Origin of the sequence: Enterobacter sp. Ag1 (assembly GCA_000277545.1) — a bacterium.
In the GTDB taxonomy this organism is placed as follows: Bacteria; Pseudomonadota; Gammaproteobacteria; order Enterobacterales; family Enterobacteriaceae; genus Cedecea.
This window is the reverse complement of record AKXM01000034.1, coordinates 156,588-168,578: the sequence shown is the minus strand read 5'-3', so window position 1 is coordinate 168,578 and position 11,991 is coordinate 156,588. Positions and strand designations below refer to the sequence as shown.

Annotated in this window: 9 protein-coding genes; 5 read left to right on the top strand and 4 right to left on the bottom strand. The window is 59.3% G+C overall.

What is annotated here, in order from left to right; genetic code table 11:
- Positions 1 to 77: 77 nt before the first annotated feature.
- Genes A936_RS14505 through A936_RS14495 form a run of 3 tightly spaced genes read right to left on the bottom strand, consistent with a single transcriptional unit; the run spans position 78 to position 6,567 of the window.
- On the bottom strand, positions 78 to 2,219 hold the full coding sequence (locus A936_RS14505; RefSeq protein WP_008459083.1) for a virulence factor SrfC family protein: 2,142 nt from the start codon (positions 2,217 to 2,219) through the stop codon (positions 78 to 80).
- Entirely contained in the window at positions 2,216 to 5,188 is a 2,973-nt protein-coding gene (locus A936_RS14500; RefSeq protein WP_008459081.1) for a virulence factor SrfB, read from the bottom strand. Before A936_RS14500 ends, A936_RS14505 begins: the two co-directional genes overlap by 4 nt.
- A 2-nt stretch (positions 5,189 to 5,190) precedes the next feature.
- Positions 5,191 to 6,567 carry an SrfA family protein gene (locus A936_RS14495; protein ID WP_008459079.1) on the bottom strand — a complete coding sequence of 459 codons (1,377 nt, stop codon included), beginning with the start codon at positions 6,565 to 6,567 and terminating at the stop codon, positions 5,191 to 5,193.
- A 279-nt stretch (positions 6,568 to 6,846) separates the two neighbouring features.
- Here A936_RS14495 and A936_RS14490 point away from each other — a divergent pair, with 279 nt between their 5' ends.
- From A936_RS14490 to A936_RS14475, 4 genes are all read left to right on the top strand, one after another.
- The gene (locus A936_RS14490; protein WP_008459077.1) at positions 6,847 to 7,398 is read left to right on the top strand and encodes a flavodoxin family protein; all 552 of its coding nucleotides are present in this window, start codon (positions 6,847 to 6,849) and stop codon (positions 7,396 to 7,398) included.
- A 146-nt stretch (positions 7,399 to 7,544) separates the two neighbouring features.
- On the top strand, positions 7,545 to 8,003 hold the full coding sequence (locus A936_RS14485) for a MarR family winged helix-turn-helix transcriptional regulator (protein ID WP_008459074.1): 459 nt from the start codon (positions 7,545 to 7,547) through the stop codon (positions 8,001 to 8,003).
- Positions 8,004 to 8,051: 48 nt separating this feature from the next.
- Positions 8,052 to 9,113, top strand: coding sequence for an HlyD family secretion protein (locus A936_RS14480; RefSeq protein ID WP_008459072.1), 1,062 nt, complete (start codon positions 8,052 to 8,054; stop codon positions 9,111 to 9,113).
- Positions 9,103 to 10,164: a DUF2955 domain-containing protein gene (locus A936_RS14475; RefSeq protein ID WP_008459070.1), complete on the top strand. Its 1,062-nt coding sequence runs from the start codon at positions 9,103 to 9,105 to the stop codon at positions 10,162 to 10,164. The genes A936_RS14480 and A936_RS14475 overlap by 11 nt, the downstream gene beginning before the upstream one ends.
- Positions 10,165 to 10,166: 2 nt before the next feature.
- Here A936_RS14475 and A936_RS14470 read toward each other — a convergent pair whose 3' ends face one another.
- On the bottom strand, positions 10,167 to 10,685 hold the full coding sequence (locus tag A936_RS14470; protein ID WP_008459067.1) for an Lrp/AsnC family transcriptional regulator: 519 nt from the start codon (positions 10,683 to 10,685) through the stop codon (positions 10,167 to 10,169).
- Positions 10,686 to 10,775: 90 nt separating this feature from the next.
- Here A936_RS14470 and A936_RS14465 point away from each other — a divergent pair, with 90 nt between their 5' ends.
- Positions 10,776 to 11,975 (top strand): MFS transporter, encoded by a 1,200-nt coding sequence (locus A936_RS14465; RefSeq protein WP_008459065.1) that lies wholly within the window; start codon positions 10,776 to 10,778, stop codon positions 11,973 to 11,975.
- Positions 11,976 to 11,991: the final 16 nt, after the last annotated feature.

Genomic DNA, 11,991 nt, shown 5'->3' with positions numbered 1-11,991 from the left:
GACCTACTGTTTTGACCTGCTGTTTCTCCCACGCCCCTTGGGGAGAGGGCCGGGGTGAGGGGCTGACGCCCCCAAATTCATCCCAGCAGCTTCACCAGCGTCTGCCGCTGCTTCTCATTAATATCCAGCGGGTTTTGATAGCCGATATTCTCCGTGGCCCGGGTATATAGCGCGACCAGCCAGTCGTACACGTAGCTGGCGTTGCCGCGCGTTGGCTGCTCGCCCAGTTTTGTCAGTCGACGGCTGATATCCGCCTGGGCAGGGGGGGCAAACACGGCCTGGCCTTTATTGACGCGGCTTGCCGGGCGATCGGCAACCGGCATGCTGGCGTAGCCCAGCCAGGCAATAAAATCACCCAGCACCGTGCTGGCACGGGAAATATCCAGCTCAAGCCCGGAGTCGCCGTTTTGCATGCTGCGTTCCAGCCTCATCGGCACATCCAGCCGGTAGCTGGCGACGATCAGCGTGTTGCACAGCGCCTGAAGCTGAACGCTGTCCAGGCCAAACTGGTGTGCGGCTTCCCGACGCTGGCCCAGCAGGCGCAGGTGGTTAACCCAAAGCTGATGCACGGCGCGGGCGTAGCTGATGCCTTCAGTCTGAGGGGCAACATGCTCGGCCGCGTCGGCAAACAAGTCTATCTCCAGCGCAAAGCCTTCCGGTTTAGGCTGATGCTGCTGTTGGTGCTGCAGCCAGATCTGCTGCAGAGCATCCCGGGATGGCACCAGGCTTGCCAGCAAATCACCGTGCTGGGTCGCCCGGGCCTGCAGAGCACGCACCAGATCTTCTGCCTGCTGGCGAGCCTGCTGTGGGGTGGCCTGCTGCGCGTCAATAAAGCGCTGGAACAGTTCGACGGTTTGCGTTTCCAGCTCACCGCGCAGGGCGGCGAGGCGCTGTTCACGGCGGGTGGGATTTAGCGCATCGGTCAACCATTCCAGCAGGCGATGCATGTTTCTGCTGTCCAGCGCCTGCAGCGTGCCCCAGCGCTTGCCCGGGTTGCCAATCAGACGCTGAACGCCGTCGTCCAGGCTGGCACCCAGCGTAAAGCGCGCGTCAAACGGCGTGATGGCCCAGACCAGGCCCGGCAGCGAGCTGTGCCCCGGGCTTTGGGTGCTGTCTACCCACCATGCCAGCGCTTTCCCCGTCGCCTGAACTTCACTGCGTTCGCTGACGGCGTTACACACCAGCAGCGTGTCCGGCTGAAGCCGGGTGGTGTACCAGCTAAGCTGATTCGCCGGGATATCCAGTAAATCCACGTTGCTCAGTGCAGTCGGCTGGCTGAGGGTGAAAATAACCTCGGCGCACAGCAGCGCCAGGTCGTTCTGCGGCAGGCTGAGGTGAGAACCAGGCTGATTTCCCAGCAGTGGGCAAACCATCACATCCGCCTGTTCCGGTGCGTCTTCCGGGCCGGAAGGAATGAGAAAACCTTCGGCAGGCAGCAGGAAACTGTCCACCACGAGGCTTGCCGGAGCCAGAACCTGTTCCACGCAGCCCAAATGCTGCAAGGCCTGCGCCAGCCGCAGCCAGGTTTCCGTCAGGGCGCTATCTTCGCCCCACAGCAGGGCGAACAGCAAGGCGCGATCTTCTGTCGAAAGGTAAGGTGCAAGCTCGGCCATGCGGTAAACCAGGCGCTCATCCAGGTGATGCTGACGGCGCTGGAGGCGGTGGTAGCCGTACAGCAGATCGGCCGTTTGCTCACGGGTTAATCCTGGTGCAGCGGCAGACAGACGGCGGGACTCCAGTTCGGTCAGCCGCAGGGCTACCGCGCTGGACGTTGCCAGACGGGGCGCGTCAGAGGCGTGATACCTGTTGATAAACTGCTGCGCCAGTTCGGCCTCGCTAAACAGCGTCAGCAGCAGCGGGTAATTCTCTACTTCAGGGGGCCGTTGGGCGCTGAAGCGCACCGCCATCGCCGCTGGCGTATGGCCTGGGTTGATGTGCGTCAGGTAGTCCAGCCGTTTATCACCGAGCTGAATATCAATGCGGCTATTCGGGCTGCCCTGCAGGGTATTCAGCAGATGATTTTTGCCGTCCAGGGCGTGACCATAAATGCCTAGCGTCAGCGGAGCGTCCTCCAGCGCGCTGATGCGACGGTGGCGTTCGCTTAGCTGTTGGAGGCGCGCCAAAAGACTGTCCGCTTCATTGTCGAGCAGCAGGGAGAAAGTGCGGGTCATCTGAACCCAGTTCACCAGATGGCTGAGCGTGGTAGTTAGCTGCTTCATTTTTGGTATACGCTCCCGCTGTCTATCCAGTAATGCGTCGCCCCGCTGTAGCTGCCGGCGAGGGTATTCAGTTTAAAACTCAGTTGTTCGAGGGGGACTTTGCTGCCGTCAGACAGCCAGGCTTCGGCAAGGCTGAATGACTCGGCCTCGCGGGTCTGCTTCAGGCGCACGTTCAGCACGCCGTCTCCGGCAATTGATTTCGCCAGCTGCGGCGAGTTGATTGCCAGCGTGTAGAGCGGCGTGGCTGGCCAGCGGGCGTTATCCAACTGACGGAAGCCCAGGCAGGCGTTGCCGCGCAGCGGAAAGTGGACTCGGGTGTCCAGGTTCGCCTGCGGGCTGTCGAGATCGATATCCCGATACCAGACGTTGTCTTCCAGCAGCCGGTCGTTGCCGTCCAGCATGCCCAGGTAGCGCACGGTGGAATAGGCCTGAATATCGGCGGCTTTAAAGTTAAAGCTCGGCAGACGCAGATCCATCGCCAGGCTGCACAGCATTGCGCCCACCGCGGCGGTAGATTTCGGGTTACCGATGCGCCCTTGCTGGCTGAACGGATACCACTCGTGGGTCTGGTAGTTATCGAGCCAGACAATGCGGTTAACCGGTACAGGCTGCAGGTGACGCAGAAGCGCCTGCACGCCAGGCAGACAGCCAGGGCGACCGGTGACTAACAGCACGTCGCAGCAATAATGGTTGATCACTTCGCACAGCGCCTGCAGCGGCGCGGTGAGGGTAAACTGGCCCGCCAGCAGCGCATCCTGCAGCGCGGCAATTTCCGCCTGCAGCGGCACGCTCATGATGTCAAACTGCGGCGCGTCGGCTGGCAGCTCGTGCTGCACGGCCTGCTGAACGTAGTTGATCACGTTGCGGGTTGGCTGCTGGGTCAGTAGCTCGCCGAAGGTTGCTTCCAGCACCGAATCCGGCTCTTCCGGGTCGCTCTCTTCCCAGAAAGAAAGCACCGCATGGCCGAGCGGAATAAACAGCTGGAGCGCAGTTTGCTGGCGTAGCGTGGCGCGGGTGTCCATGCGGCCGGATTCCCCAAACAGCGTGGTCATCAGGCCTGGCGCGTCAGCTACGCCCGCTTTGTGGATGTGGGCCTGCAACGCAGGCAGGACGCAGCGCTGAATCACGTCCAGCAAAATATCGTCCCCGGCGACTTTAAAACCTTCACGGAACAGCAGGCGCGGCGCGATTTTCACGTTGCTGCCCACGCCGTCGTCCAGTTGATACTGGGTGATCGCCATATCGGTTGTGCCGCCGCCGATGTCAATCGACGCCACGCGCAGGGTTTTGCCAACGGGTTCGTCCGGCGTCAGGGCGCGGTCAGGGCGGGCGAGGCTTTCAAAGAAGCGCCCGGTTTGCCCGGCGTAGTTCACCAGCGCCTCGTTATACAGCCAGACCAGCTGGCCGCAGGTGGCTTCGTCCCACTCCATCTGCACTTCCGGTACCGGCACGATACTTTTCTTTTTGTCGCGCTCGAGGGTGAAACCTTCGTCGGTCGGGTGCCAGTCCATCGCTTTCCACACCAGGCCGACCGCCTCCTGCATACGCTGGCGGAACAGCTCGCGTTCCGGTTTTGGCATAGCGGAAGGTAAAGTCAGAATCAGGTTGCGCAGCTGGCGAGGCGAGGTCGGGTGCCCCATGCTCTGGCGGGAGCCAATACTGTTGATTTGCATCAGCGCCTGGGAGAGCAGCTCGCACAGCATCAGAGTCATCAGCGAGCTGCGGCTGTACTGCGGTGAAAACACCGGCAGGCGTTCGTCCATCGGCAGGGCGTACAGCGGCTGGCCGTCGTCGTTCATCAGGTTCATCAGCGGGAAAGCGGTCGCCAGCGGCTCACGCTGGGTTTTCACGCCCATCTGGCTGAAGCGCCAGTCCTGGCTGGCTGGCGTGACGTCCCACAGGTAGCGGCGCGGGCTGGAGATCCCGCTGGCGCCTTCGGTACCCAGGCGAGCGCAGGCCATACGGCGAGCTTCGTCGCCCACGCGGGCAATAGAAGGCCAGACAAAGGCGTCGTCGCGCCCGCTTTCAACGGAGAAATGCTGCTTGCCAAATTTTGCCTCGCTGAACTCCAGGCGGCTGGTAAACATTGCGTCGTTGATCAACTGTGGTTCGCTCAGGGAGCGGATCTGCAGCTCGGCAGTCTGGCGCAGACCGTCGTTTTCTTCGCCGTGATCTTCGATCAGGACGCCGCAGGTGTGGGTGTTCCCCACATCCAGCACCAAATCTACGTCAATCGGCGGGGATTGCAGCGTGGCGGTGACGATCTTCACTTCCGGCACGGCGAGCTGGTTGCCGATAAGCTCCAGAATATTCAGATAGTGAGCCTGATATTCAAAGGCTTTCATAGCGGCGGCGAGCTCACGCTCGGTGCGCTCTTCCACGCGGGTGGCAAACTGGGTGAAGATTTCGCGCAACCAGCCGTCCACCCAGGTCTGGTCGAGAAAATCTTTGATCTCGTGGTTGTGCCAGGCCAGCGCAAAACGGGCACCGTTGCGGACGTCGTTTTCCGTCGGTGCCAGATGCGCGGCGGGGTGATCGTCCGCGTAAATTTTGCTGTCCAGCGCGAGGCTGATACGCACCGTATTCCCGGCGGAATCGGGCGTCTCCAGAACACGCACCTGCACCCGGGCCCAGTTATCCGGTCCACCCACAAAGGTGCGCGGCGGGTTAAAGCGCAGGAACGGCAGCGGCAGCCAGGTTTTGTCCATCACCCGCAGGGAGTGGCCAAGCGTAATGGTGCTTTCGGGTTTCACCACTTCTGGCGCGGTGCCGTTTTCGCCCGGTAGGGTAAATTTCCCGGGCACAACATCGTAATCAAGGCGTAACAGCGGGCCGTTGGCCGTCTGGCGCACAAAGCGCCCGGCGTGGGCGGCGTTAGTCTGCGGCGCAAGGCCAAAGTCCAGGAACTGAATGCCGCTGTCTTTGATGAGCGTGACGCTCGGCTTGTAGTGAAAAAGGGTCGCCAGCATGATCAGTTACTCACTTTTCGGAAGGTGATCGGTATGACTTTGTCGCCTTCATAGCGGCCGGTGCAAACGGCGGCGCCGTTGCTGCCGGTTTTACAGGTCACTTCCGGCATCGGGTAGCGGCTGCCGTCACCGCAGCGCGCGCTGCCGCGGGTTTTAATCATCAGCGCGCCATTTTGATGCAGGCCGGAAAACACCTCGGCTTTACAGACAATGTTATCGCCGTGCACCAGGCGCACCGTGCCTTTGTTGTTGGCTATCTGGTAGCGCAGGCTTGGCGCTTTACCGGTGATCGGGTCACTGAAATCGATCTGTGCTCGCCAGGTGCCGTTGAGGAATTTAGTGGAGCCAATTCTCACGGCTTCTGCCGGTAGAATTAACGCATTTTTCGGCACGTCTGCGGCAACGGTAATTGGCTCAGGATTTTCTTCCGGTGCGGCAACCGGCGCTGGCTCAGGCTTAGGTGGCACCACAACTTCGGCTGGCGTCAGCGGCAGGGTAGTTTTGGCCACATCGACGGCCTGTATTGGCGCTGGCGCAATAGGTTTAGGCGGGACTTCGGCCTGGGCGGTTGCCACCGGCGCGGTCTGGCTCCCGCTAAGCAGCAGATAACCCACCGGGGCCGCAATGGCGACGGCAATCACGGCGGCGACCGGCAGCAGCCAGCGGCGACGCTGTTTCACGGCTACGGCGACAGGTTCAGGGCTCGGGGCCGGTTTTTCTTCTTCGGCTGCGGCTTTTTTCACTGCGGTGAGGCTATAAACCGGAGAATCATCATCCACCTGAACCGCCATCGGGGCTTCAAGCAGCGGCTTTTCTGGCTCGCTAATTTCTACCGGCAGTGGCTCTGGCTCCGGCATCGTTTCTTCAGGGATAAACGCAATTTCAGGCTCGCGCGATTCCACCACCCGCAGGCACTCCAGCACATCGTCCCGTGCGCCCTGGTTAAGATTCACGAACCCCCAGAAGGTGATCACCGGCTTGCCGTTCACCAGGTAGACGTGCTGGCTTCCGGGGAACTGAAGAGCTTTTTCCAGCAGTGCGCCAAAGAGGCGAATCGAGGTTTTCTCCGCCTGCTGGCAGCGCGCGCTGAGCGAGGCTACGTTGGATAAGCAATTATCCAGATAGCGAAGGGCGGTGCGGCGTTCTTCGTCGCTGGCGGCGGCCCAGCTGGTGACGCTGCCTTCCTGAGGCGCATACCAGTCGACGCGGTCGCCTTCGTCGTTGGGCTGGGGAATGGCCAGCGCGTCGGCGACGGCCTGCTGTTTACGAAGGCGTAATGTTTCGCGTATTTGAAACGCGGAATCAAACACTGCCTGACCGTTTTCGCCCAGCGCGAGAAAGTCATCCAGGCATCCGCTGCGCAATAATGTTTTTGCCACGTCATCAATCCTGCTGTTAACGGCTCACCCGAGAGCCATCTTCACGTTTTACAGTTTAACGAAGCGGCCCTAAGTCAAACGGCAGAAGAGACGGCAAAATGGGTAAATTATCTGGCTATTAGACAAAATGGGGCGGTGTGAAGCCGGTGATACTTACCCGGAAGTAAGTCACTTACTGGCAGGTAACTTCTTGACCAGAAAGAAAAAGACAGACACGATGAACCCCGATTTTGCGGCCTTCTGGCCGGGGCTTTCCCTCTAACCATGTCGAGAAAAATTATGGCTAAAATCGTTGTTATTTACTTTTCCGGATACGGTCACACCAAACGTGTGGCAGAGCATGTTGCACAAGGGGCAAACGCCGACCTCGTCGCCGTGGACAGCAATGGCGATATTCAGGAAGCAGACTGGCAAAAACTGAACGACGCCAAAGGGATCATCTTTGGGGCGCCGACCTACATGGGCAACGTGCCGTGGCAGTTCAAAAAGTTTGCCGATGCTTCCTCCAAAGTGTGGTTCACCCGTGGCTGGCAGGACAAAGTGTTCGGCGGTTTCACCAATAGCGCCAGCCTGAACGGCGACAAGCAGGTGAGCCTGCAGTGGATGCAAACGCTGGCCTCTCAGCACGGCGGCATTTGGGTGAGCCTGGGCCAGTTGCCTTCGAATACCCTGGCGGCAACCCGCGAAGACGCGAACAACCTGGGCGGCTCGGTCGGGCTGCTGGTGCAGTCTCCGTCTGACGCAGGCGCCGAACAAATTGCCCAGGGAGACCTGGACACCGCCGTCAAATACGGCGCACGCGTGGCGGATATTGCTGCCCGCCTGAGCTAAAAAATCCTTTCTTTTCTAAAGCGCCTGCGGGCGCTTTGTCTTTGCCACTTCCTCAGTAATTACCCCTGGTTATTGTCAGTTGTATTCACCAAATAAATACTTATCATGATAATTATCATAGTGACTATTTACATGGGGATTACCCGATGCATGACGATAAATACGACATTGTCGATTTTCCCGATCGCCCGCTGGGGATGCGCCTGGCGATGCTGGTGCGCCTGTGGCGTGGCATCGTGGATGACGCCGTGGCGTTTACCGGCCTGACCCAAAGCAGCTGGACGACGCTGATGCAGCTCAGCGTGGCGGGGGAGAAGATCACCGTCACGGATCTGGCCCGGGCGCAGGGCATCGACCTGCCGCCTCTGACGCGCACGTTGGCACAGCTGGAAAAAGGGGGCTATGTCACCCGCACGCCGGACGAAAAAGACAGGCGGGTGAAATTTATCTCGCTGACGCCCGCGGGCCAAAAAGCGATTAAGGCGGTAAGTGATACGGTGGAGCGCTGCCAGGCGCAGGTCGCGCAGGGCATTCCGGCTCAGCAAATAGAACAGTTCAGCCAGACGGTAAACCTGCTGGCCGCCAACATGATCAAAATTCGATAGTTCTTTCACGCCTGGTCTCCCGGCGTGTTTCTCATTTAGCGAGTAGTTATGACCCCTGAACAACGATTTACCCGCTGGGTAAAAGTCACGCTGGCGCTGTTTGCCGCGATGTTTTGCTATTTTCTGGCCGCCGACATCTGGGTGCCGCAAACCCCGGACTCCACCGTGATGCGCGTGGTGACCCCGGTTTCATCACGCGTATCGGGCTACGTGACGCATATCTACGTCAGCAACAACAGCGTGGTGAAGAAAGGGGATGTGCTGTTCGACATCGACAATAAGCCTTACCAGAATCAGCTCGAACGCGCGGAAATTGCTTATCAGCAGGCGATTCTCGACAACCAGCAAATTGACGCCCAAATCAGTGCCGCGCGGGCAAAAATTAAAGCCGCCCAGCTGGATGCCGACAACGCCGGGCGCAGCTATCACCGGTTTAACGGACTTAGCAGCGGTAACCTGATTTCTAAACAGGATCTGGACGGGGCTTTTACGCGCTGGCAAAGCGCGGTGCAAAACGTCAACAACCTCCAGGCCGCGCTGGCACAGCTGGTGATTTCGCGCGGGGAACGCGGGGATCAAAACGTCACGCTGCAAAAATACCGTAACCTGCTGAACGACGCCCGGCTCAATCTGGATTACACCCGCGTGGTTGCCAGCAGCGACGGCATTATCAGCAATTTACAGCTGAAAGAGGGCTGGTATGCCGGGGCGGGTTCCCCCGCGCTGGCGCTGGTTAACGACAAGCTAGATATCGTGGCCGACTTCCGTGAGAAAAGCCTGAGTAAAACCCGCCCAGAAACAATGGCGGATATAGTATTCGACGGGCTGCCGGGGCAGGTTTTCAAAGCCAGAGTCACCAGCAAAGATGCGGGCGTTTTGCCGGGGCAACAGGCTATCAACGGGCAGCTTTCCGCGCCGGAAACGTCAAACCGCTGGGTGAGGGACGCGCAGCGCATGCGTATTCATTTGCTGCTTGAAGACGGGAAAACGCCAGATCTGCCGGCTGGCGCACGGGCCACGGTGCAGCTTTACAATTCGCCTTCCGCTTTCGCGTCGTTTATCGGCGGGATGCAAATCAGGCTGGTGAGCTACCTGCATTATGTTTATTAAATTTATTCTTGGCCCGCTGAAGCGCAATGCACCGACGCCGTTCAGCGGCAATGATTTCCGCCATATGCTGCGCATCGTCATGGCGGGTTGCGTGGGGATGTTTGTCTACAGCTGGGTTAACACGCAGTACGGGGTGTTCTACGTGGTTTACCCCATCATGCTCACCGGGCTGGTGCCCATTTTTAACGGCCATATTGCCCGGCAGATGATCGCTAACGCGCTGCTGAACTGTGTGGAAATGACGCTGCTGTTTGCGGTGCTGGCGAATTACCCGCTGCCAATGACGCTGATTGTGTTCCTGATGTACATGACCCGCTTCTACCTGATGAGCCGGGGGCCGCTCTTTCTGTTTGGCTCGATGGGCGTGGTCTGTTTAAGCGTGATGGCTAATTTCCTGAGCTACCCGACCACCGACATGAGCGACCTGATGTTTTCTAACATCATTGGCAGCCTTTTGGCGGTGGGGTTGTCGGCGCTTAGCTGTTATTTGCTGCCGGACGTAGAGCCGTGCAAGCCGCCGCCTGCGATTCAAAAGGACGGGCCACGGGTGATGCATGAAACACTGCTCGCCTCTTTAACGGCGACTCTCTTATTCACCGTGTTCCAGGTCTATACGCTGAATGACTCCCTGGCCGCGCTGATGGCGGGCATTTTTGCCCTGTTCCCCATGCATTTTCGCGGGGCGATCCTTTCGTCCTGGTGGCGCATTGTCGGGGTGATTGCCGGATGTCTTTACGCGATTCTGGTGCAGCTGGTGATCTATGATTTCAGTCGTCACCTGATCCTGCTGATGCCGCTGATTAGCCTCGGCCTGCTGCTGGCCGCGCGAATTCACGTGTTTGAGAAGGTCGGGCCGGGCGTGGGCTTTTCTATTCTGACCACGCTGGCGCTGATGTTCGGGCAATACATGCACCCTAATCAGGATATCGTTTTTAGCGCGCTGTACCGTATTTCATCGGTGTCGGTGGCGATTGTCGGCACCCTGGCCGTGACCTTTATTATCCATAAGATACTGAATAACTTTGCCTCAACGCGCTATATCGTGAAATGACGTTAGTCCTGTTCCGGCCAGTCGCGGGTAATGCCCGGCTGGACAGGGCGCTCAAAATAGGTGGACAACACGATATACGTCCTGGTCGCCACCACGCCGTTGATCTCATACAGATGCGCCAGCAGGGCCTCAAGCGCCCTTGAATCCTCGGTGCGGACCTTCAACAACATGGACGTGTCCCCGGCGACGGAATGGATCTCTTCCACTTCCGGGTAGGCGGAAATTCGCAGCAGATCCGGCGTTTTTCCCCAGCCTTTGGTATCAATGTGCACGAAGGCCAGCAGGGATTTGCTGATGGCCTTTGGGTCGAGCAAGGCCGCCGTCTGCTGGATCACCCCGGAGCGCTTCAGGCGTTTGACTCTTTCGTGTACCGCCGGGGCGGAAAGCGCGACCTTTTCGCCGAGTTCGGCGTAGCTGATGGTCGCGTCCTCCACCAGCGCGCCTAATATTCTTCGGTCGGCGGCATCGAGAGTTCGCTCTGCCGCACCGTTCTGCTTAATACTGTCTGTTTCTTTTTTCATATTGCCCCTGAGTAATGACGCTGAATTTCATTCGGATAAAATTGGTTTTTATCGAATGTAAGTCAAGTTTAATCCTTGTCAGGAAGAAAAATGAAAAATAGCCAGTGTCTGGAACTTCATCCAGAGCCGTCTCTGTCTCCCGCCAAAGCCGTGTATGTGCTGACCGGCTGCGTCGGCGTTATCGGTGCCAACTCAATGGTGCTGGGGCCTATTGCGCCGGCAGTGGCATCGTCTATAGGCGCGGGAGTGCCGACGGTGATGATGGCCGCGGCGGCTTTTGGCCTGGGCACGGCGGCGAGTGCACTTTTTCTGGCTCGTTTGATCGACTTAGTCGGCTCGGCGCGGATGCTCAAATTCACCATGCTGCTGCTGGGCGCGGCGCTGCTGCTTTGCGCGGCTTCGCCTTCCGTGGCGGTATTTATTGCTGCTCAGCTGATTGCCGGGATGGCTTCCGGTATCGCGCTGCCCGCGATTTACGCCAGCGCGGCCGCCATTGCGGAGCCGGGGCGTGAAAGCCGGACCATCGGCAAGGTGCTGACCGGCTGGACGCTGAGCATGATCGCCGGCGTGTCGTTTTCCGTGGTGCTGACCGAGTTGTTCAGCTGGCGCGCGGTGTATGTGTCCGTGAGCTGTCTGGCGGCCCTGGCGCTGATCGCGCTCGTCAGGTTGAACATGCAGGATCGCCCGGCGGCGGGGATTGCGCCTTCACCGCTGTCTGCCCTGGGGCTGCCAGGCATCAAGTCGTTGCTGGTGGTGTGCGGGGCGTTTATGACGGCGTTTTACGGGATTTATGCTTATTTGGGCGACCATCTTCATCAGGATCTCGGCCTGCCGGTGACGGCCAACGGCGGGGTGGCGATTGCCTATGGGGCGGGATTCGGCTGTGCCGCTTTGCTCAGCGGGATGGTGGATCGGTTTGGCCCTAAACGCCTGATGCCGATGGTGCTTTTGGTGGCAGCCTTTGTTTACCTGGGCCTGGCGATGCTCGGTGGTTCGCTGGTGGGGGTTATCTGCCTGCTGTTTGTGCTTGGCCTGGTGAACCACCTGGGGGTGAACTTACTGATTCAGCGACTGACGGCCATCGACCCGGCCAGGCGCGGCACATTGATGGGATTGAACAGCGCCGTGACTTACCTGGCTGTGTTTGCCGGCAGCAGTAGCTACGGGCCGCTTTATACCGAGCACGGCTTTACTACGATTTCGCTGCTTTCTCTGGCGCTGATGGTCATTGCGGTGCTGACCTGCCTGTGGCGTGATTTTGCCGGGCAGGGCGTGAAGGCTGTGGGCTAAAGCTTCTACGTTATCG

Coding starts and splice junctions, on each gene's coding strand:
- A936_RS14505 (WP_008459083.1), bottom strand. CDS start 2,219: ATGAAGCAGCTAACTACCACGCTCAGCCATCTGGTGAACTGGGTTCAG.
- A936_RS14500 (WP_008459081.1), bottom strand. CDS start 5,188: ATGCTGGCGACCCTTTTTCACTACAAGCCGAGCGTCACGCTCATCAAA.
- A936_RS14490 (WP_008459077.1), top strand. CDS start 6,847: ATGGCTAAAATCGTTGTTATTTACTTTTCCGGATACGGTCACACCAAA.
- A936_RS14485 (WP_008459074.1), top strand. CDS start 7,545: ATGCATGACGATAAATACGACATTGTCGATTTTCCCGATCGCCCGCTG.
- A936_RS14480 (WP_008459072.1), top strand. CDS start 8,052: ATGACCCCTGAACAACGATTTACCCGCTGGGTAAAAGTCACGCTGGCG.
- A936_RS14475 (WP_008459070.1), top strand. CDS start 9,103: ATGTTTATTAAATTTATTCTTGGCCCGCTGAAGCGCAATGCACCGACG.
- A936_RS14470 (WP_008459067.1), bottom strand. CDS start 10,685: ATGAAAAAAGAAACAGACAGTATTAAGCAGAACGGTGCGGCAGAGCGA.
- A936_RS14465 (WP_008459065.1), top strand. CDS start 10,776: ATGAAAAATAGCCAGTGTCTGGAACTTCATCCAGAGCCGTCTCTGTCT.